19 protein-coding genes and 4 pseudogenes are annotated in these 20209 nt (G+C 36.7%); 8 read left to right on the top strand and 15 right to left on the bottom strand.

The genetic code is table 11. The features are described from left to right. The 5 genes from JOD17_RS16340 to JOD17_RS16320 form a co-directional block, all read right to left on the bottom strand. Entirely contained in the window at window positions 1-498 is a 498-nt protein-coding gene (locus tag JOD17_RS16340; protein ID WP_169967339.1) for a DsrE/DsrF/DrsH-like family protein, read from the bottom strand. Between the two features lie 91 nt (window positions 499-589). Next, window positions 590-850: a metal-sensitive transcriptional regulator gene (locus tag JOD17_RS16335; RefSeq protein WP_169967340.1), complete on the bottom strand. Its 261-nt coding sequence runs from the start codon at window positions 848-850 to the stop codon at window positions 590-592. Between the two features lie 332 nt (window positions 851-1182). Further along, window positions 1183-1809 carry a YdhK family protein gene (locus JOD17_RS16330; RefSeq protein ID WP_169967341.1) on the bottom strand — a complete coding sequence of 209 codons (627 nt, stop codon included), beginning with the start codon at window positions 1807-1809 and terminating at the stop codon, window positions 1183-1185. A gap of 230 nt (window positions 1810-2039) precedes the next feature. After that, window positions 2040-3599 (bottom strand): multicopper oxidase family protein, encoded by a 1560-nt coding sequence (locus JOD17_RS16325; protein ID WP_204699017.1) that lies wholly within the window; start codon window positions 3597-3599, stop codon window positions 2040-2042. Between the two features lie 162 nt (window positions 3600-3761). Beyond that, complete coding sequence (locus JOD17_RS16320) at window positions 3762-4547, bottom strand: C40 family peptidase (protein WP_169967342.1); 786 nt, start codon at window positions 4545-4547, stop codon at window positions 3762-3764. 686 nt (window positions 4548-5233) lie between these two features. Here JOD17_RS16320 and JOD17_RS16315 point away from each other — a divergent pair. Both JOD17_RS16315 and JOD17_RS16310 read left to right on the top strand, forming a co-directional pair. Then, window positions 5234-5649: pseudogene (locus JOD17_RS16315) on the top strand (YdhK family protein); the annotation flags it as partial. A 231-nt stretch (window positions 5650-5880) separates the two neighbouring features. Then, on the top strand, window positions 5881-6084 hold the full coding sequence (locus JOD17_RS16310; RefSeq protein ID WP_239575634.1) for an SHOCT domain-containing protein: 204 nt from the start codon (window positions 5881-5883) through the stop codon (window positions 6082-6084). 85 nt (window positions 6085-6169) lie between these two features. Here the strand turns inward: JOD17_RS16310 and JOD17_RS21890 are convergent. The 5 genes and pseudogenes from JOD17_RS21890 to JOD17_RS16285 form a co-directional block, all read right to left on the bottom strand. Continuing rightward, window positions 6170-6794 (bottom strand): annotated as a pseudogene (locus JOD17_RS21890) (multicopper oxidase domain-containing protein); the annotation flags it as partial. Window positions 6795-7128: 334 nt separating this feature from the next. After that, window positions 7129-7272: a hypothetical protein gene (locus JOD17_RS16300; RefSeq protein ID WP_169967343.1), complete on the bottom strand. Its 144-nt coding sequence runs from the start codon at window positions 7270-7272 to the stop codon at window positions 7129-7131. A gap of 293 nt (window positions 7273-7565) precedes the next feature. Beyond that, the gene (locus JOD17_RS16295) at window positions 7566-8750 is read right to left on the bottom strand and encodes an iron-containing alcohol dehydrogenase (protein WP_204699015.1); all 1185 of its coding nucleotides are present in this window, start codon (window positions 8748-8750) and stop codon (window positions 7566-7568) included. A 152-nt stretch (window positions 8751-8902) separates the two neighbouring features. Then, complete coding sequence (locus tag JOD17_RS16290) at window positions 8903-9103, bottom strand: hypothetical protein (RefSeq protein WP_204699013.1); 201 nt, start codon at window positions 9101-9103, stop codon at window positions 8903-8905. A gap of 246 nt (window positions 9104-9349) precedes the next feature. Next, window positions 9350-9472, bottom strand: a pseudogene (locus JOD17_RS16285) (phosphogluconate dehydrogenase (NAD(+)-dependent, decarboxylating)); the annotation flags it as partial. A gap of 129 nt (window positions 9473-9601) precedes the next feature. Here JOD17_RS16285 and JOD17_RS16280 point away from each other — a divergent pair. Continuing rightward, complete coding sequence (locus tag JOD17_RS16280) at window positions 9602-10750, top strand: zinc-dependent alcohol dehydrogenase (protein ID WP_121133903.1); 1149 nt, start codon at window positions 9602-9604, stop codon at window positions 10748-10750. A 233-nt stretch (window positions 10751-10983) separates the two neighbouring features. Here JOD17_RS16280 and JOD17_RS21600 read toward each other — a convergent pair whose 3' ends face one another. Beyond that, window positions 10984-11118 (bottom strand): hypothetical protein, encoded by a 135-nt coding sequence (locus tag JOD17_RS21600; protein WP_275581890.1) that lies wholly within the window; start codon window positions 11116-11118, stop codon window positions 10984-10986. Window positions 11119-11290: 172 nt separating this feature from the next. Between JOD17_RS21600 and JOD17_RS16265 the strand changes: the two are divergent. Then, window positions 11291-12619: pseudogene (locus JOD17_RS16265) on the top strand (DUF4158 domain-containing protein). Here JOD17_RS16265 and JOD17_RS16260 read toward each other — a convergent pair. Next, complete coding sequence (locus JOD17_RS16260; RefSeq protein WP_169967346.1) at window positions 12573-12926, bottom strand: winged helix-turn-helix transcriptional regulator; 354 nt, start codon at window positions 12924-12926, stop codon at window positions 12573-12575. The pseudogene JOD17_RS16265 and the gene JOD17_RS16260 sit on opposite strands and share 47 nt — an antisense overlap. Window positions 12927-13076: 150 nt before the next feature. Between JOD17_RS16260 and JOD17_RS16255 the strand changes: the two genes are divergently transcribed. Then, the gene (locus JOD17_RS16255; protein ID WP_100013270.1) at window positions 13077-13949 is read left to right on the top strand and encodes an SDR family oxidoreductase; all 873 of its coding nucleotides are present in this window, start codon (window positions 13077-13079) and stop codon (window positions 13947-13949) included. A 1059-nt stretch (window positions 13950-15008) separates the two neighbouring features. On the opposite strand, the gene JOD17_RS16250 is transcribed toward JOD17_RS16255, so the two are convergent. Continuing rightward, complete coding sequence (locus JOD17_RS16250; RefSeq protein WP_204699011.1) at window positions 15009-15572, bottom strand: helix-turn-helix domain-containing protein; 564 nt, start codon at window positions 15570-15572, stop codon at window positions 15009-15011. A gap of 612 nt (window positions 15573-16184) precedes the next feature. Here JOD17_RS16250 and JOD17_RS16245 point away from each other — a divergent pair. From JOD17_RS16245 to JOD17_RS21595, 3 genes are all read left to right on the top strand, one after another. Beyond that, window positions 16185-17231, top strand: coding sequence for a tyrosine-type recombinase/integrase (locus JOD17_RS16245; RefSeq protein WP_204699010.1), 1047 nt, complete (start codon window positions 16185-16187; stop codon window positions 17229-17231). A gap of 873 nt (window positions 17232-18104) precedes the next feature. Next, window positions 18105-18383 (top strand): PH domain-containing protein, encoded by a 279-nt coding sequence (locus JOD17_RS16240; protein WP_204699009.1) that lies wholly within the window; start codon window positions 18105-18107, stop codon window positions 18381-18383. A gap of 395 nt (window positions 18384-18778) precedes the next feature. Further along, window positions 18779-18907 carry a hypothetical protein gene (locus tag JOD17_RS21595; RefSeq protein ID WP_275581889.1) on the top strand — a complete coding sequence of 43 codons (129 nt, stop codon included), beginning with the start codon at window positions 18779-18781 and terminating at the stop codon, window positions 18905-18907. 7 nt (window positions 18908-18914) lie between these two features. Here JOD17_RS21595 and JOD17_RS16235 read toward each other — a convergent pair whose 3' ends face one another. Then, a complete protein-coding gene (locus JOD17_RS16235) occupies window positions 18915-19076 on the bottom strand; it encodes a hypothetical protein (RefSeq protein ID WP_204699008.1) in 162 nt (53 codons plus the stop codon). A 1-nt stretch (window position 19077) separates the two neighbouring features. Continuing rightward, window positions 19078-20148 (bottom strand): hypothetical protein, encoded by a 1071-nt coding sequence (locus JOD17_RS16230; protein ID WP_204699007.1) that lies wholly within the window; start codon window positions 20146-20148, stop codon window positions 19078-19080. Window positions 20149-20209 lie beyond the last annotated feature (61 nt).

Here is a 20209-nt window from a genome sequence, read left to right as displayed (position 1 = left end):
TTAAATAAATAGATTTACATTGCCATCTTCAGCATCTGCCAAATACGCAGCTACACCTGCATATTGAACATCATCCAGTAACTCTTCCTTCTGAAGACCGAGAAGATCCATCGTCATCGTACAAGCAACAAGATTAATATCTTGCTCTTTTGCCATATCTACGAGTTCATTAAGAGACAATGCATTATGCTTTTTCATGACTTTCTTGATTAACTTTGGACCCATGCCCGCAAAGTGCATTTTAGAAAGTCCCATGCTCTCCGATCCTCTTGGCATCATTTTTGCGAACATTTTTTCTAAAGCCCCTTTCTTTACTGGAATGTTCTCATCTTTTCTCAAGGCATTTAGTCCCCAGAATGTGTGAAAGATGGTTACTTCATGATCATAAGCTGCTGCACCATTGGCAATAATATAAGCCGCCATTGCTTTATCATAATCCCCACTAAATAAAATAATATTTGTTGATTTCTTCTCTTCTACTCCTGTCAATTCGCCCATCCCCTTTACATTTACCCGTATGGGTATATTAAAATCTAAAAAAATATATAGTTTATTAATTCTTTTATAAGAAAAGGCAGTAAGCCTTTTCTTAACGACTTTTCACTAGTAAATCGACTGCTGTGTCTACATAATCTTGTGTATCTTCGCCATTCTCAATAGCTCTTTCAACACACTCTACAAGGTTTGCACTGACAATCACACCCATTGTACGATCAATGGCAGTTCTAGATGCGGATAATTGAGTAATTATATCTTTACAATCTTCGTTTTCCTCCATCATTTTAAGCACACCCCTCAGTTGCCCTTCGATACGTTTAATTCTGTTCTTCATTTGATCGTTGTAATCCATCTTGCTCCCCCCTTTTTATTACTATATACCCTTAGGGGTATTATAGTCAATGATTAAGGTGACCCAATATATACCAATTGCCCTTGATAACCCCCCTGTCGAAACCATATTAATAAGGATTTTAAAATTAAGAAATGATACTGTGTTGCTTTGAATATAACAAATCCCTAACCTGTATACATACCTCAAAACACTTACTAAAAGGATTGTATAAGGTTAAAAGAACCCTTAGCAGCAATGGCTAGGGTCCTTAAGGGCAGGCATGTAACTACATTTTTTTAATTTTAATATTAAATGAAAATGTTAGTCATGTCCTGATAGATAGCAGTCATTTACTCCACTGGTGATAATTCACTTTCAGTTACCCATTTATGATTTTCGACTTCTTCTCCATCAGTAGAAGTGAAATCGACCATATATACCGTAGTTTCTTCAGCTGAATCTATTTCAGCCGTGGCACCTTCCATGCCTTCCATATGTGAGGCATTTAAAGTAGCCTCTTCTCCGGGTTCAAGAGGTTCTTCACCAACGTCTTCTAACTCTTCATGAACCACCCATTCATGGTCTTCTACCCGATCACCGCCAGTAGTCGGTGTATAAGAAACAGTATAGACGGTAGTATCATAGGCACCAACGATGGTGGCTTCAACATCCTCCATTTCTGGCATGTGTCCATCTGTGATCAATGCTTGGCTTCCTACCTCGAAAGTTGGATTTTCTGCTTCCTCCAAATCATCAGGAACTTCACCTGAGCTAGACATATCGTGACCTTCATGCATATCATCTTCCATGTCCATATCACCCATGTCATGATCTTCCATGTCGTCCATACTATCTTCAGAACCAGGGTCCATATCCATTTCTGGATTTGGTTCGTCGTCCCCATTGCCGCATGCAGCTAACATAATTGCTGTTCCTAAAGAAACAGTTAATATAATAGATTTTTTTGGTTTCCTCATTTTTTAAGTCCTCCTTATTATCTTTATGATCGTATTCTACCGTGGAAAAGTGTAGAAAATATGAAGTTTAAGAAATTTGGTGCCTTCCTTTTTCCATGACTGCTGATCATTAAATTTGTACACTTTCTACTATTTTATCCCCAATTAATAAATTTATTAAATGTAATTATTGGCTTGAAAGACACGATTGACCAATAGTAACAGAAAACAGAGTCAAATAACCCCCTTGGTTATTCAGGTTTATTCAGAATATCAGGATCCGGTGTAAATGAAGGCTCAAATTCCGTATATTGAACTTCTGCAATCATTCCGCCTTCGGCATGATGAAACTCATGACAATGGAACATCCAATTGCCCGGATTACTGGCTTCAAATACGATTTCGTAAGTCTCATCCGGCCTTACATTTAGCGTATCCTTTAGAACTGGTGAACCCTGTATTGGCTCGCCATTTTTGGAAATAACATTAAAAAATTCACCATGTAAATGCATTGGATGGTCAACATCTGTGTCATTTTCAATTGTAACTTTCACCACATCCCCTTCATCAACTTCATAGATCTCATGATCTGGGAATTGTTTACTGTTAATTGTAAAAGTATCGCCACCATCATCCGTCCCAAGCAGCATATCAAATTCTTTGGTCACGTCACCCAAGTCGATATCTTTCCCTTCTCCGTAGGGGGTAATATCCAAAAATGATGAACTCGAATCCCCTGTCTGTAAATCTTGTCCTTCATTTCCGTCATAAACCAACGGAATTAATGTGTTCAATCGCTCCTGATTCTTCTCTGCATAAACTTGTATGCCCCATGCGCCTGGGTTATCCAAATCAATTTCAATATCATAGCGTTCGGCAGGGGCGATTCGGAATTTTGTTTCGCTTATTTCACTGGGTTGATTCACATCCTGACCATCATAATGCGTGACTTTAAATGAATGTTCTGGGATTGAAACCACTTGAGTAAACAGCCCCGTATTAACAATTCGGAGCTTTGCCTTGTCCCCTTCTTTAGCTTCAATCGTTTCAACTTGCGTAGGTGCTTGACCATTAATAACCATTGTGTCGTACATTTGATTCATCATCTCGGTGTGACTCATACCATCCATATTTTCATTACTCATGGTCATTTCTCCATGTTCCATTTCATCCATCTCACTCATACCATTCATGTTCTCATGTTCCATCCCATCCATATCTCCATGATTCATCTCCCCCATGTCCATAGAAGAAAATTCATCAATTACAATGGCTTCATCTACATCAAAAACATCTTCACCTTCTGGTTCAACAATAAAGACCCCATAAAGGCCTTTATCTACCTGCGTTGCTCCATCTTGATGGGAGTGATACCAATAAGTGCCAGGTACATCTGTTTGATACTCATACGTAAACTCTTCACCAGGCATTATCGCATTTTGTGTGACACCTGGTACTCCGTCCATTTCGTTAGGAACAGGAAAACCATGTAAATGAAGGGAAGTCGGCACTTCTAAATCATTTTTCACGTTCACTATCACCTTATCGCCTTCTTGAACACGAATTTCTTCACCAGGTATAGTGCCATTATAAGTCCAGGCCTCAGTCGTAGTCTCATCATCAAACATCCATTGAGTTTCCTCAACCTTAAGATTAAAGACTACTTCGCCATCTTTAGTATTCATTTGTTCTCCTTGTTCCAGGTCAACTTGCTTATTAGCTCCCCTTTCTATTTCAGTATCAACCTGTTCAGACGAACAGCCTGCTATGGCCATCAAGAGCAGTCCACCGACTATATACGTTTTTTTCAAATTCTCTCCTCCTTAAGAAACACATATAACAATAAAATAGCCGAAAAATTTATAGAATTTATGAAGAAGGAGCATTATTTGCTAACGTTCAATTAATGTTCATAAAAAAGGTAGAAACCTCATTTATCATGAGGTTTCTACCTTTATTGAACTTCATTACTTTTACTTAAATGATTTTATGCCGATAAAATGACTTTGCCAATAGTCGCTTGTAATATCAGCCGTGACAACCCCTTGAGCACCTGCATGAATCATTTGGTTGTTTCCAATATAGATTCCACTATGAGAAGCCCCCGCTGTATCGTAAGTACCTTCATAGAACAATACATCTCCAACGTTCAATGTTTCAACTCTTACCCCGTCATTTCTCCACATTTCAGCATGGGTCCTAGAAACATCAATTCCATTTTGTGAAAAGACATAATTGATAAAACCACTGCTATCCAATCCATCAGGAGTTGTTCCCCCCCAAAGGTAAGGGGTTCCCAATACACTTTTAGCTGTTGCTACTATTTTTGAGGAAGAGGCTTGTTCTTCATTTGTAGTATCTTCATTTGATGGGCTACTTTCCTCTATAGAATTAGATCCTAAAGCTCTATATGTATTAGGTCCTGCTATCCCATCAACAATAAGACCCTGATCTTCTTGATACATTTTCAAGATACTTTCAGTGTCAGGACCGAAGATACCATCTACTTGAATAGAATATCCTAATGTATTTAGGCTAGATTGTAATTTTCTCACCTCACTGCCTCGATCATTTCTTTTGATTAGGATATTGCTTTGAGATGGCTCCGTGCTTTCTTCAGTAATAGAGTTTTCAGTACGATTACTTTCATCTGGATTGGCATAGGCGAAGGTACTTTCGCTCCATACAGGTGCAAACATTATCGCTGTTACGAGTGATGAAGATATAAATAGCTTTTCTCCCTTTTTTAAATACCTCATAAACATCCTCCCTTGATAAATTATAGTAATAGACTATCAAGAAAATAAGGAGATTCTAAGGAGATTATATTACTGTATAATTACAATTTATAATGTCAGTAAATGTTTTTAAAACCTACCGCGCGCATATTCAATGAGAGCTTTAAAGCTGTGATAAAGTTGTCATTTTTACATAAAATGTATGTAATCTGAAAGTACTCAGTCAGCCTCACTGAGTGTACCCCCTTTATGCATACTTGAAGTAATATCCCAAGCTTTCCAAAAGGAAAATGTCGTAAGCTTTCATTACGACATTTTTTTATTTTGGGAGTTTTATTACCCAGCTTTTATAAGTTTGAATCCCCGGAAGGTCGATTGGTTACCAATTTTCCGCCAACATTAGAGATTTTGTACGCTAAGGAATTTTTGACCTATCCGCTCCCTTTTTCCTCGATTATTGCTTTACTTTTTAAAAACAAGGATACGGTGGACAGAGGAAGCATCCACTATATCTCTTTACAAACTGAATACTTACCTATAAAAAGGACACGATATTGTTTAATAGGCGCCATTTCATAATAGGAGAGTGCTATGTGTAGAATATTATTTTTTTGTTGTGTTCAACGTTGTTTTTAGTAGCCTTTTCAAATACTAATGACTTAGGTAACGCAAGGGGCATCGGAACTGAGGAGTGTTAAGTGACTGTCGAAATTCCTGAGGATTTAAAAGAAGAAGATAATCCAACTTATGAGGTTGTTGAACGTGTTATTATAAAGGCCAATCACATAAAGGGTATGAAAGGTGCTGAAGCTATGATAGTAGGCGCCTATGACACTACTGCATACGAGATCTCATATACCCCAACTATTGGTGGACCCAGAGTTAAGAACCACAAATGGTTAATCCAAGAAGAGATTAAGGATGCAGGCGAGGAAATGTTACAACCAGGACAGAAGTAACCATTGAAGCCAATCATATGCCTGGAATGAAAGGAGCAACAGCTGTAATTGAGTCTGCTGTAAAAACGACAGTGTACATGGTTAACTATACTCCAACTACTGGTGAGGAAGAAGTTAAAAACCATAAGTGGTTAATAGAAAGCGAATTGTCACCAATTGAATAATCTGTATCTTTAAAACAAAGTCCGAGCAGGTCGTGTATTTTGGCAGGTGGGAATCCTGTTTAATAAGGCTAACCAAGACATCAATAGCGAGTCTTCAACCTAATTGAGGAATAAATTGAGTTAAGCGTAAACAGATAGGTATTAGGCTTGAAAGTGATTGAGCCCCGTAAAGAGTTAAAATTTGAAAGAGGTAACTAATTAACGATGAATAATATGATGATGGATAGTTCTATGATAATAATGTGCATCATTATGGCAATTGGATTAATTATCTTTGTAATGATTATTGGAGCTACGATTTACGTTGTTGCACGGTTACTAATGAAGAAAAGCAGAATAGAAGATCGACCGTTAATGATATTAAAAGAACGCTATGTTAAAGGCGAAATTAATGATGATGAATATAGGCAAAAGAAAAAATTAATCAATGATTGAAATAGGGGTAGAATCATTTCTTTGTTTTAAGGAATGATTCTACCCCTTAGAGTTTTAATTCTTGTATCTGTAAGCTTATTTGTTTATTTCCCGGATTATTGGCTTCAAATACGATTTCGTAAGTCTCATCCGGCCTTACATTTAGCGTATCCTTTAGAACTGGTGAACCTTGTATTGGCTCGCCATTTTTGGAAATAACATTAAAAAATTCACCATGTAAATGCATTGGATGATCAACATCTGTGTCATTTTCAATCGTAACTTTCACCACATCCCCTTCTTTAACTTCATAGATCTCATGATCTGGGAATTGTTTACCGTTAACTGTAAAGGTATCACCACCATCATCCGTCCCAAGCAGCATATCAAATTCTTTGGTAATGTCATCCAAGTCAATATCTTTCACTTCTCGCGCCTGGGTTGTCCAAATCAATTTCAATATTATAGCGTTCGGCAGGGGCGATTCGGAATTTTGTTTCGCTTATTTCACTGTGTTCATTAACAACCTAACCATCATAATGCGTGATTCTAAATGAATGTTCTGGGATTGAAACCACTTGAGTAAATAGCCCCGCATTAACAAATCGGAGCTTTGCCGTGTCCCCTTCTTTAACTTCAATCGTTTCAACTTGCGTATCTGCTTGACCATCAATAACCAATGTGTCGTACATTTGATTCATCATCTCGGTGTGACTCATACCATCCATATTTTGGGTATTTTTGCACAACCCCTCGAAAATGGTTTATTCAGAATTATCCAAATACGACTCCTGTGTTTAATCCCCCAATGCAGCAGTAAGGGCGCTTGATATTAAACAATCGCGCCCTATAATGGAATAATACATTAGTTTTTATTAGCTGGTTTCGTTTAACAAGAACCATGCATAATTCTGTTTAAGGCTTGTCTATATTTATAAAAAAGACTGCTCCAATTTAGTAGCAGTCTTTTAATTTATTCATTCTGATTTTGTCGCTTGACATGGAGCCTCTGCGGACAGATTTTTTTGAAAAGACCAGAGCAACAAGCTTTTCTGGGCAATTAGCCTAACCCATCCGCCACTCCATGTAAAGCGCAGCGTATTCAAAAAATATACCGCCACGAACAGCATTTTTTAAGTGCCACAAACAGAACAGTGCATCCTTTATACAGTATAGGTTTTCAACACGTTGATCCTCCGTTTGAGTCATGATTTTCCTCATCCTTTCAAGATAAGCTTCAGCATATGTGCCTGATAAAAAGCTTAATGCAGCACTTTTCTAAAGGTGTGCGACGGGTTTCAATAAGGTTTCCAAGTATGTTTTTCACTTATGTGTTAAGTTCGGTGAATAAAAGTGAATGCCCTTTTACTAAATTTGTCTTTTCTTTTTTGGTGTATTTTCTCTTCGCATATCTTGTAGATAAGTACACTTTTACGCAAGATTTGTTATGAGAACCAAACACCTTACTGAAAGATTAATAAAGCTTAGATTTAAGAGAGGTTTTAAAATGATTGAAACGAACAAAAAGTTACTTTTTCACCTTTAAATGCAGCAATATAAAGTTTTTTCATTTCTTCTACAGATACTTCCCGGGGATTGGATGGTGTACACGGATCTTCAATCGCTCCCGCTGCCATTCGATCCAGCTGTTTTTCAAATTCACTCTCATTTACACCGAATTCCTGCAGCGATAACGGAAGGTTTAGCGATTTATTTAAACGGCGAAGCAAATCCGTTAAGGAATCGATTAACTCGTCTTCTGTGTTTCCAGAAAGGTCAAGCATCTTAGCGATATCAGCAAACCGGGAACCGTCCGCCTTTTTATTAAAATCAATCACGTATGGCAAATAAAGAGCATTCGCAAGGCCGTGCGGAATGTTAAAAATCGCGCCACTCTTATGTGATAGGCTGTGTACAATGCCTAAAAACCCGTTCGAGAAAGCCATTCCCGCAATAGCCTGGGCATAATGCATCTCTGCTCTCGCTGCTTTATCTCCAACTACTGATTTTTCAATATTATCCACTGCCATTTTAACCGATTGTATCGCCAACGGATCACTAAATGCGTTATGCATCGTTGATACGTAGGCCTCGATTCCGTGCGTTAATGCGTCCATTCCCGTATAGGCGACAATGTCAGCCGGCATCGAATATGTCAGCTCCGGATCGATAATGGCAATATCCGGCGTGATCTCATAACCAAATACCGGATATTTCGTTCCTGTTTCATGATCCGTGATAACAGAAAAAGGTGATACGTCAGTACCTGTGCCACTCGTTGTAGAAATCGCCGCAAAGCGTGCTTTTTTCCGTAAAGCCGGTAGTGGGTTCGGTGCTTTAACTCTATCAAATGCGAGCTCCGGATTCTCATAAAAAATCCACATTAATTTAGCTGCGTCGATCGGTGAACCGCCGCCTGCGGAAATGATCCAATCCGGCTGGAATTCCTCCATCTTTTTTGCACCCTCTAAAGCGGTTTTTGCAGATGGGTCATTTTCAACACCATCAATGAGCTGTGTTTCAAATCCATATTCACGTAAATAAGCATCTATTTTATCAAGATAGCCTGATTTTTTAATGGACTGGCCTCCGATAACAATAGTTGCCTTTTTCCCTTCAAGGGTTTTCAAAACTTCTAAAGATCCTTCTCCATAATAAACATCCCTCGGAATAGTAAAACGGTTCATGTGTGTAAATTCTCCTTTTCTGCATTAAAGTAGGCAAGCGTTCAAAAAACATTCAGTGTAAATTTCCCTTATCAATTTTTTTAAAACATTAGTGGAACCATGTAACGTTATCAATAGTATTTTATTAAAAAGGTAGTTATTATTAAGAAACCTCAGTTATCCCTCTCTACAACGGCACTTAATATCTCTTCAGTTTTATTCTTAAGTAATTTTTCCAAGAACCTTGTCGTTCCTAAAACTATTTGAATGTCTTCCTCTGTTTGAACGTTTTCCATTTTCTTTTTTTGAATCAGTTCATTTATAACTTCTTTGAAAGCATTTGTTTTTATAAGCCATTCTCCAACTAGTTCCATAGTTGCGTCTCTCTCGTATTCGTTTTTGACAGCAAATAAGCTTTTCGTTTTTGTTTCTCTCAGTGTTATTGAACTAAATTCAGAATTCATACGAATGCGAAAATAATTCTATTACTGTCATAGTATTTTTCTTCCCTTAGCAAAAAATACTCTATCCCTAAAATTATTTCGTAATAAGGGTCTATCTCTATTGTTATGATATCGGATACCTTTACCGAATTCACACAAATTAGCCTGGTTGCTTTTTTACACTGCATGTCCACCAAACTCGTTCCGAAGGATAGCTATGACTTTACCGGTAAAGGTATCCCTATCTAAAGACCGGTACCGCATAAAAAGAGACATGGCGATGACTTGAGTAGTACTTTGTTCTTTTTTCAGAACTTGCATGAGTAATGATTTGTGCTACTCTCAGTTTACTGGTGATACGTTAGTATAATTAATTTCTTCAATGGGTATTATAAGAGTTATATGAATTTATAATAGGAGGTTTTACTTGTGAAAGCAGTTACTTTTCAAGGTTCCAAGGATATGCAGGTGAAAGAAGTTCCAGATGCGAAGCTTCAACAAAAAGACGATATTGTTGTGCGCATTACATCAACAGCGATATGTGGGTCTGATTTACATATTTATCAAGGTGCCTTGCCAGCTGAAAAAGATTATGTAGTTGGCCACGAGCCCATGGGTATTGTAGAAGAGGTCGGACCAGAGGTAACAAAAGTGAAAAAAGGGGATAGAGTGGTCATCCCATTTAACATTTCATGTGGAAGCTGTTACTATTGCCAGCATGATTTGGAGAGCCAATGTGATAATTCTAACCCAAATCCAGAAGTTGATACAGGCGGATATTTTGGATTTACGGAGCGTTACGGGAATCATCCGGGTGGACAGGCTGAATATTTGCGTGTTCCCTATGGAAATTTTATGCCTTTCGTGATTCCTGAATCTGTTGAACTTGAAGATGAAGCATTACTGTTTATGTCTGATGTACTGCCAACTGCTTATTGGAGCATTGAAAGTGCAGGAGTGAAAAAAGGGGATACAGTTGCTGTGCTCGGCTGTGGACCCATTGGTTTGATGGCGCAAAAGTTTGCCTGGATGAAAGGCGCAAAAAGAGTCATTGCCGTCGATAATCTTCCCTATAGGCTTGAACGTGCCAAAAAAATGAACAATGTTGAGATTTTTAATTTTGATGAATTTGATGATATGATTTCTATGGGTTCCCATATTAAAGAAATTACAAGTGGCGGTGTAGATGCCGTCATTGATTGCGTAGGGATGGATGGGAAAAAAACACCAATCGAAGCTGTCGAACAAAAGATGAAGCTTATTGGCGGAACCATCAGCCCGATCGAAATCGGTATGAGTGCTGTGAGAAAATTTGGAACGCTGCAGCTGACGGGGGTCTACGGCTCTAAATATAACCAGTTCCCTTTAGGAAACATATTTGAAAGAAATGTAAAAATAAAAATGGGTCAGGCACCAGTCATCCATTACATGCCAATGCTCTTTAAAATGATTACGGAAGGAGAACTGGATCCAACAGAAATCGTCTCTCATAAAATGCGTCTAGACCAGGCGAGTGAAGCCTATCAAATCTTTAATGATCACGAAGATGGGTGTGTCAAAGTTGTTCTCAAACCCTGACCTTCCCAAAAAGTTATAACCATGTTTTTAACAATGAAGAACATTAAAAGCCCCGTTGGTAAAAGTGTAATTTTACGAACGGGGCTTTTTTATGCAAAAACAGCTATTTTAACTTTCGTTTAAGTCTAAAATCATTTTAAGGTATTTTTGCATATCCCCCCGAAAAGGTTTATTAAGAAAAAAGCAACCCTTATTTTTAATTAAAGTTGCTTCAAGTATTTACGCAGTATAAGTCAAAGATTCGATTCGTATTCTTTTACTCTTCGATAAAATGTATTCCGTTTCATTCCAACACGATTCATAGCTTCTACAGCTGTTATCTTCTGTTGTTTCCATTCTTGATAGACTGATGGAAATGTGTCAGTCATCTCAATTTTCCTTCTACCAAATTTTACTCCTTTGCGAATTGCAACTTCTACCCCTTCTTTTTGCCGTGCCCTTAAATCCACTTTTATAGAATAAATTTATTATATTTTAATTTCAAAATATCTACAATATAATTGGAATATTTCAAAACCAATTATGTTATAATTATGAAATATGAAAATAGTGGGAATCACCCCCTTTCAAAAAGTACACTTTTTGAAAGGGTTCAGGACAAATATAATCGCGCACAGAAAAGAGTACAATATGTCTGCAGAAACGGAAACCCAACAAAGAAGATTGAACATTCTGGGTGATGATGAATTCAAAGCGATTTTTGGTAGACCGAATTTTACATATGAAGATCGTTGTCATTTCTTTTCACTCTCCCAGCCCGAAAAAGAGTTGCTGCAAAGATTACATTCAGTAAAGTCCAAGGCTTATTTTGTGTTGCAACTGGGTTACTTTAAGGTCAAGCATCTGTTTTTTACCTTTGATCTACATGAAGTGTCCGATGACCTTCAACACGTGCTGGAGGAACATTTCAGCGGTCGGAAGATCGTTGATCTGAGTTCAATTGGCAAGGACGCCCGTTTAAAGCAGTAGCAATTGATTCTTGCACTGTTCGGCTATCGTCATTGTGGAGAAGAAGAACGAAGCCAAATCGAAAAAAAGGCCCGGCAAGCCGCAACAGTTTCAAGTAAACCGATTTTTATCTTCCGTGAAATCATGAATCATTTGTTTGAACATCGTATCGTAGTACCGGGATATAGCTTTATACAGGATACGGTCGGACAGGCCATCACCTTTGAACAGCATCGATTAATCACCATAATGCAGAATCGTTTAAAAAAGGCTGATATTCAATCCCTAAAGGAACTACTTTCAGACACGGAAGGCTTGTATGAAATAACACGACTCAAGCGTGAGCCCAAAGATTTTAAACTGAAGGAAATCAAATATGAGATTGAACGGGGTTTGCAGATTCAGCCCCTTTACCTACTTGCCCAAACCTTGTTACCCAAGTTAGGAATTTCGAATGAAGGCATTAAATACTATGCCTCACTGGTTGACTATTACTCGGTTTTCAGACTGAAAAGGCTTGACGAATGGATGGTTTACACTTATCTCTTATGTTATGTCTCCTATCGTTATCAACGGATGAATGACAATCTCATCAATACCTTGATATACAACATCAGACACTATATGGATGAAGCGAAGTCGTCTGCCAAAGACCAAGTGTATGAACACTATACCCAAAATCATCAAAACATGAAAAAGGCCGGCGAAGTTTTAAAATTATTGACCGATGACAGCATTGCAGCGGACACCCCCTTTCATGACATTCAAAAGAAGGCTTTTTCCATTCTTGAACGCCAAAAGCTTTCAAGTCTTGCAAATCAAATTATAAAGAATACAAAATGGATGCAACGGCTCTCCAATGGGAACATATTGATCAGCTGTCCGGCCAATTCAAGTGTTTTTTCCCCCACTCACCCATAATATCCAGTACAGGGATAAAGCTTTTCCCTTTTGGTGTTAGTGAGTATTCTACTTTGGGAGGAACCTCTTTATATACTTCTCTGTGAACCATTTGATCATCTTCCAGTTCTCGTAACTGACGTGTTAGTATTCCTTTTGAAATACCGGGTGCCAATTTTTGAAGTTCACCAAATCTTCTTGTCTGTTTACTTAAATGCCATAGAATAATGAGTTTCCATCTCCCTGCAATTATGTTTTGAGTTTCTGTAACCGGACAAACCTCTATTTGTTCCTCTGGAGGTTCACCTTGAAACAATGTTCGTGCCATGATAAATACCTCTCCTTCCTAATAGTACTATTTTTGTAACTATGTTATAAAAATGTGCCTACTTTAAAAAAAATGCCTACTGATATAATATATGACTATGCTTAAAAATCCAACATACAAAAAATTATATAAATAGGAGATGACTTGTTTATGTCAAAAATCGTAATTACTGGGGCAACAGGAGAATTAGGACAATTGGTTGTCCAACATTTACTTGAAAAAGTACCTGCAAATCAAATCGCTGTTAGTGTTCGAAACGTTGAAAAAGCATCTAAATTTGCTGACCAAGGAATAGAAGTTCGCTATGGGGATTATGATGACCCTTCATCTCTGGAAAAAGCATTTGCTGGAGCTTCTAAGTTGCTTCTAATATCAACACCACAAGACGACTCGGTAGTACGTATTCGCAAACACGTTGATGCCATTGAGGCAGCTAAAAAGGCAGGAGTAAAACACCTTCTTTATACAAGTTTTGCTGCTGTTGATAAGGGGGCATTTCCTCCACTTGGAGATGTTCATTCAGCAACTGAATATACCCTTCGTGCTTCAGGTCTTTCAACTACGATTTTAAGAAATGCTTTTTATCAAGAAGTGTTTGTTAATGAGAGCCTTCAATCGTTTGTTGATAGTGGAGTAATCGTGACTTCTGCTGGAAAAGGTAAAGTTAATACAGTAGAACGAAATGACCTTGCTTTAGCAGCAGCAACCGTTCTGGCTGGAGAAGGACATGAAGATAAAGTTTATGAATTAGCATCATCTGAAACTTGGAATTATGATGAACTTGCTAACATTCTTTCGGATGTTTCAGGAAAAAACGTAACTCATCAGTCTATGTCAGACTCTGAAGCTCTAGAGAGAATGGTTAATTCTGGCGTTCCTGAAGGTTTTGCTCATTTTCAAATTGCTCTTTACAATTCAATAGCCGATGGAAATGAGGGGAACGCTTCCAGTGATTTAGAAGATTTGATTGGTAGAAAACCAACTTCAATTCGCGAAAGTATCACTCATTTTTTCAATAAATAAGCGATTTCTATAAACATTAAGAGGATACCAATATGAAAGACTGCTACTAAATTGGAGCAGTCTTTTTTATAAATATAGACAAGCCTTAAACAGAATTAATGCATGGTTCTTGTTAAACGAAACCAGCTAATAAAAACTAATGTATTATTCCATTATAGGGCGCGATTGTTTAATAACAAGCGCCCTTACTGCTGCATTGGGTGATTAAACACAGGAGTCGTATTTGGATAATTCTGAATCAGCCATTTTCGAGGGGTTGTGCAAAAATACCCTAATTCGATTCATTGTGTAATTGTCTTAGCATAATATCCTCCTTGAGAATAATTGTTATTTTTATAACTTTTGTATCTCTATTAAAGTAGGTAGTATATCTATGGTATTAACTGTTAATTCTTTTTATATTGTATACACTATCTATGTAATTTGGAAGTCTTTAACTGCATTGTAGCAAAAATAAACACTTCAATAATGTGAACCTACTACCATTATTGAGGTGAAAAATAGACAGAATATTTACTCGATTTTACTGTTAACCAATGCTATGTTAATTTATTAGAGGTTACGCCATTCACACTTTTAAAAAAATCACGTACCGTAATGACATAAAGAATAGGTATATAGTTTCATACAACAAGGTTGACAATATGCTCCCAAATTCAAAATGACGCATTTTTAATGAGATTTTGTTAAAAAAGGCAAAAAAAAAAGCCCGCAATCGGGTTTTTTGAATTTCACAGTCCTTCGGCAAGGTCTGTTTACACTTTTTATTGTAACAGCTCATCGTTCGTCACGCAAGGTCTTTGATAATATTAATCAAAATATATAAAGCCCTCGTGATAATACATTTTACCCAATTTTTTATAATCAATTAATGCCTCAAAATCTTGATATGATGCCTTATATCTTAAAGGATTTCTTATGAGAAAATTAAACGTTGTTGGACGATCATAGATTCGAATATTTTTAGATCCTACGCCGCAAATAAGACGTTGAAAGATTGAATAGTACAAACTTTTACCATCATCAGGCTTATTTACATGAAGCTTCACCCACTCTTCACTATTCTTCACTATCGGTATAAATGCCTGTCGGCCAGGGAGAGGTAGCAAAACCTGATCGATAATTAGGCGAGTATTTATTAATTTCATGATTGTATTGTAAATAGGTTGGATATGTTTTTACAACACTACCCGTAAACCCTTCATGATCTACCCAATCAAACAACCTTAACCCGTTCGTATATAAACTCAATTCCCCTTTTCGAAGCGTTCGTAACTCTTCATTTGAATTTATAATGGCAACTAAATCTTCAAACTTATACGTAAACTCAGACCGACTACCGAGCTTCTGATAGTGCGAAGGCACAACCCCTTGATCGGTGAGCTTATTCAAAAACTGAAGTGAGATGTTCAAATACTTTGCGGCCTCTCTTTTATTTAGTCCTTCCATTGCCTCATTTCGTTTTACAAATTCGTGAATTTCTGATTTTTCAAATCGATAACCTTGATCTTTTTTATATGTAACTGAATTAACTGGTGTAATGTACCCTCTTTGCACCCAATAAATCACCGTCATTCTAGCAATGTTCATCTTCTTCATAATATCGCTCACTGAATAATACATAGCTCCTCCTAATTAAATAACAAACTTTATATGATATTTGACTCATATTATAAATTTATTATAGATACTTTAGTATGTGAATATTAATGATTATGATATAACACACTGACCCCTATCCAGTATTCTCTTACTCTTAAAGCTGTTTAATCCAGTTATACCACAATTACCTATACAGAAGTATTCGTTGGTGATGACCTTAAAGTTCGATTAAATTGTACATTCATTCATTTCAATCGCTAATTCACCTGCTTTTTCGTTAACGATCGATGCACAGATCGTTCATTCTCGCAAATTAGAAATACTTCGCAAGGTTATCCCCTTCCTAAATGCAAAATTAAACACACCCTAAAAATTACAAATATTGTCAGCCGAAATACATTATAAAAATTATACTCCAATTGACTATTTCCTGAGTGACAAATCATGGTAAAATATAATTACACTAAAACCTAAAGAAATTATGAGTTTCTTTAGGTTTTTAAAAGAAACGAATACACATTTGTGTTTTTGAATCGATCTTCAAAGACATGAATTTTCTGATATTAAATTGTAAACCTATTATTCTCATTTCGTTAACAAGTCCTGTTCATGGACGGAAAGGAAGAATCTTACATGTTGCCTGACATCTCATCAACCAATCAGCAAACCGCCTTAACGTTACATCAACCCGACACCTTCTTAAATAATCAGCTATATGTCCAACTCTCCCAGAATGGGTTCGATCAAGTGAATTGGAGTGAGATTCCAGACGAGTTTCTTCTATATATATACTTACACAAAAATCCGCAGCTCGGTAAAGATCGAACACCACAAACGAAAGCGAAATACCTGGAAAGTTTGAAACCGTTTATGAACTATGCAGCCGAGCAGGGTGGTATTCGTTTTTTAACATCCTCCCAGGTTTATGCCTATCAATTACACTTGGAGCGAGATAAAGAATACAAACCAACGACATTGAGTCGACATACCGTTGTACTCAAGCAGTTCCTAAAGTTTTTATATAAGGAAGAGATGGTCGAGCGTGACATTACAAAAAAAATGATTAAAGTGGCCAAACCGAAAGATCAACTCGTCGATCGGGACCTACATGAAGACGAGGTGAAACAACTCCTGCAGCATTTTAAAGGGCGTGACTTTTTCACGTACACTCTTCTTTCAATTCTCCTATCAACTGGGATGCGAATTGCAGAGTTAGCCAATGCCGATATGGATCGTTTAGTATGGCGCTCGTCTGAACAAGCATATTTCTTGGATGTCGAAGGTAAAGGGAAGAAGCAACGACCTGTTGTAATCTATGAAGATGTGTTGTTCATTATAAAAGAACTTCGTAGACAACGAGGATTTTCAGAGGATAGCAAGGTAGGTCCTTTTTTCCCTAAGACCAATGGCAAACGATACTCGGCTACCTATTTAAGTGGTCACTTTAAACACTTGCTTTATGAAGCACCTTTCGACTTTGTTCGATCACGTAAAGACCCTATTACGGCACACACTTGCCGTCATTACACGGCTCAATATTTAATTGAACAAGGTGCCGATCTTACCGCAATACGCGATGCTCTTGGCCACGCTTCGATACAAACTACTGAGCTTTACCTGAAACAGCGTAGGCGTTATTCAGAACACGTTGGGCTAAAAATAAAACCAATGACTATGTAAAAGTCATTGGTTTTATACTTATTAGTGGCGGGCACTACTGGGCAATCCCCAGCGGGATGCTCCGCAGTATTTTTTTCACTTACAAAGTGCCCCTGGGTGGGACAGAGGAGTGCCCAATCCCCCGTTATAATAGTATATACGTTCTTCACACAATTATAACCATAGAATTCTAATCAATTATATAACGTTTATTGATGACGATATGCTTATCAAGCTTGTTACTCCATCTAATTTACCGACATTCGTTATTTTTCGTTCCACTGTGTTCACCGCCATAAATAAAATACTTCCTCCATGTAGTATATCCTTTTATTATAAACTTTATTACAATTATAATTTAAGATCAATTTGTAATTACTTGATCGATGAATTTTTTATTATAGACTAATTAGAAAGACACAATGAGTCTGTGCATGGCGTTTCATTGTGTCTGCAATTAAAATAACTAAGTATAAGTGGCCAAACTCATTGATCAACGCTTATAAATCTAAAGAAAGCGGCCTGATCTTTTTCATCTTGGGTATATACCAATATATCGTAACATTTCTCTTATGATGCTGTGGGTTGAGTAGTACTCACTTAGGAGCAATCCTGGTTTATTCTTAACTACTCAGCAAAAGAAGTAAAGTTGTAACATCATTATCTGACATAAATCCATTATAACTGCTGATATAAAAGATTGAAAACCGAACAAAAAAAGCCGTCACCTAAAAAAGTGGCGGCATCCCCTTTATACTTCATATTAATGCTTTATTATTATAGGACCATATGCATCAATGAGACTCTTCCATCTCACTTTCCAATTCAATTTGGAACTGGACAGTATTTATAATCATAACATCACTAATAATTGTGCTGTGCATTTCAATTTCGATGATTAAATATGAATTACATAAAGAAACATTTATAGCTAGAGCAGGTTTTTTTAAAATTGAAATTGCTTATGACAATATTTATAAAGTTAATAGGGTTAATGGTCTTGATTTGTCCTCTGGTGCTTTAAAAATGGCTTTGGCAGGGGATGGATTAGATATTCATTATAAATATGGGTTTGGAAGTGTCACAATATCACCAAAAGAAGATGAAATTTTTGTTAAAGAATTAAGTACAAGAACTAATAAAGCAACCTTTAGTTTAGAAAACATGAATTAACTATATAGAGGGGGTATGATTTATGAAAATTTTTCTGAAGTATTCGTACATTTATACTTTTTGCAATGCTAGTAGTAGTTGCTTTCTTATTTTCTTATTCTCTTATTCACTTTCAAATGCATTCTCAAGCACTGTTCTCAAACCACATGGTGGTCAGAATGCTATGATACAAGTTATGCCTCAAGGGTGGGGTTCTTTAGCACTGAGCCTAGAGAACCTGGTTTTATAGTCCTTAATAAAGAGTTAGAAATGGACCTAAAGTGGCCAAACCCATTGATTAATGCTCGATCGGGTTCACATGGCTAGCGAGGTAGTTCCATAGACCTTAACCTTTGGTTTAAACGTTTAAGTTCCGCACATCTTGTCCATGATGAAACTAAAAAAGGTTGAAATCTATGAAAAAAGACACAAAGTTTGTTACTGCTAGTGGTTATAAGTCAGTAGCGAAATCTCAAATTGAGAAAAACAAGAAACAAATTGAGAAAAACAAAAAAGTTGTCGAGAAAAATAAAAAGGAAAGCTAATGTTTCATTAGCTTTCCTTCACCTCTTTAGATCGTTTAATTACTCTTTTATTACGTTCAATTAATTGTTTGTTTGCCCTAATTTGTTTTTGAATATGACTAGACGTTGAGTAACTTTTTCTAGCAGGAAGTATTTGGCCTGTCTTTCTTACTTTTAGATGATTCGCCATATTAACTCTCCTCCTTCGAATTGGAGTGATGTAGAATTAATCCATTTATAGTGAGTTGACTCATAAGCTCAGAAATGAATACACGATCCTTTTCCTCTTCCCCAATTAGAATCTCCGGTGACACGTTAAGCTTCATAACCCAAGAAAATTCTTCAATTTCAATGTACCACACATAACTTGTATAGTCATTTTTCTCTTGAATATGAGGCGCATTGACATCGATATTCTCATCTATTACGAAATCTAAATTACTAACATCAATGTAATTTGGGTCTATACTTGTAGTACCTATTCCCCTAGAACCTAGTAATTGAAACTTTCGCTTACCGTGGAATGCTTCATAGGTAACTTCGTATATCTCATAACCTGCTGGAAATTCAAAGCGACCGTAATTCATTCTTCCTCCACTTATTTCAATCATATTCCTACAGAAATTATCTAACAACCGAACATACTTTTGAATACCTTTTTCTAATAGCTCGATTGTTTCTGTATTTTCGTGTAACATGTTATTCGTCTCATTAATAATCTGGATTTGCTCTTCCAATTGATTTGTTAAGTTTTCGTTCTTATCAATCAGAATTTTTAATCGATTATTATCAGCATCGGTATTAGATTTATAGTTTTCAAGCTCCACACCTATCTCTTGTGACATATCTACTAATGAATATAACGCTTCATCTTCTACTGGGCGCACACCCTTATAAAGTAAATAGCTAAAATTAGGGTGATCAGGTTGGGTTAAGTTTTGTTTACCAAGCATTTTTAGAATAATGATTACATTTATGGAAATCACAAACCAAAACAGAATACGAGAACTCCATGTATCTGGGTAGATTTCAAAAATTAAAGGTACTATTGATGTAAATATTTGAACGCCGATAGTAGATATAATTAATGTTAAAACTGACATAAACCAGTGTTCTTTCAAGTTTTTCGCAACTACTTTTATACCTTCTAAGCATTGGAACCAAAAACTTGGATATTTGCGGTCTTTTCCTTGTCTTAGTAGTTCTATTAACTTCGGCAATTTTTTTTTTATGATTTCTAACGTATTTAACTCAGTTTTCATAACATCTCCTATTATTGGTATTTTACTTTTGATATGTTTGTAAAAGAATCAGTATTATCTT

Origin of the sequence: Geomicrobium sediminis, assembly GCF_016908595.1 — a bacterium.
Taxonomy (GTDB): domain Bacteria; phylum Bacillota; class Bacilli; order Bacillales; family Marinococcaceae; genus Geomicrobium_A; species Geomicrobium_A sediminis.
Note: the sequence above shows the minus strand (reverse complement) of the source record. Positions and strands in the feature narration are given on the sequence as shown.

What these genes read in the sequence shown, in the direction of transcription:
- JOD17_RS16295 (WP_204699015.1), bottom strand. Translation starts at nt 8,750, where the DNA reads ATGAACCGTTTTACTATTCCGAGGGATGTTTATTATGGAGAAGGATCT.
- JOD17_RS16340 (WP_169967339.1), bottom strand. Translation starts at nt 498, where the DNA reads ATGGGCGAATTGACAGGAGTAGAAGAGAAGAAATCAACAAATATTATT.
- JOD17_RS16230 (WP_204699007.1), bottom strand. Translation starts at nt 20,148, where the DNA reads ATGAAAACTGAGTTAAATACGTTAGAAATCATAAAAAAAAAATTGCCG.
- JOD17_RS16235 (WP_204699008.1), bottom strand. Translation starts at nt 19,076, where the DNA reads ATGGCGAATCATCTAAAAGTAAGAAAGACAGGCCAAATACTTCCTGCT.
- JOD17_RS21595 (WP_275581889.1), top strand. Translation starts at nt 18,779, where the DNA reads ATGAAAAAAGACACAAAGTTTGTTACTGCTAGTGGTTATAAGTCAGTA.
- JOD17_RS16245 (WP_204699010.1), top strand. Translation starts at nt 16,185, where the DNA reads ATGTTGCCTGACATCTCATCAACCAATCAGCAAACCGCCTTAACGTTA.
- JOD17_RS16250 (WP_204699011.1), bottom strand. Translation starts at nt 15,572, where the DNA reads ATGTATTATTCAGTGAGCGATATTATGAAGAAGATGAACATTGCTAGA.
- JOD17_RS16320 (WP_169967342.1), bottom strand. Translation starts at nt 4,547, where the DNA reads ATGAGGTATTTAAAAAAGGGAGAAAAGCTATTTATATCTTCATCACTC.
- JOD17_RS21600 (WP_275581890.1), bottom strand. Translation starts at nt 11,118, where the DNA reads ATGACTGACACATTTCCATCAGTCTATCAAGAATGGAAACAACAGAAG.
- JOD17_RS16300 (WP_169967343.1), bottom strand. Translation starts at nt 7,272, where the DNA reads ATGACTCAAACGGAGGATCAACGTGTTGAAAACCTATACTGTATAAAG.
- JOD17_RS16310 (WP_239575634.1), top strand. Translation starts at nt 5,881, where the DNA reads ATGATAATAATGTGCATCATTATGGCAATTGGATTAATTATCTTTGTA.
- JOD17_RS16290 (WP_204699013.1), bottom strand. Translation starts at nt 9,103, where the DNA reads ATGGAACTAGTTGGAGAATGGCTTATAAAAACAAATGCTTTCAAAGAA.
- JOD17_RS16255 (WP_100013270.1), top strand. Translation starts at nt 13,077, where the DNA reads ATGTCAAAAATCGTAATTACTGGGGCAACAGGAGAATTAGGACAATTG.
- JOD17_RS16330 (WP_169967341.1), bottom strand. Translation starts at nt 1,809, where the DNA reads ATGAGGAAACCAAAAAAATCTATTATATTAACTGTTTCTTTAGGAACA.
- JOD17_RS16260 (WP_169967346.1), bottom strand. Translation starts at nt 12,926, where the DNA reads ATGGCACGAACATTGTTTCAAGGTGAACCTCCAGAGGAACAAATAGAG.
- JOD17_RS16240 (WP_204699009.1), top strand. Translation starts at nt 18,105, where the DNA reads ATGATTAAATATGAATTACATAAAGAAACATTTATAGCTAGAGCAGGT.
- JOD17_RS16335 (WP_169967340.1), bottom strand. Translation starts at nt 850, where the DNA reads ATGGATTACAACGATCAAATGAAGAACAGAATTAAACGTATCGAAGGG.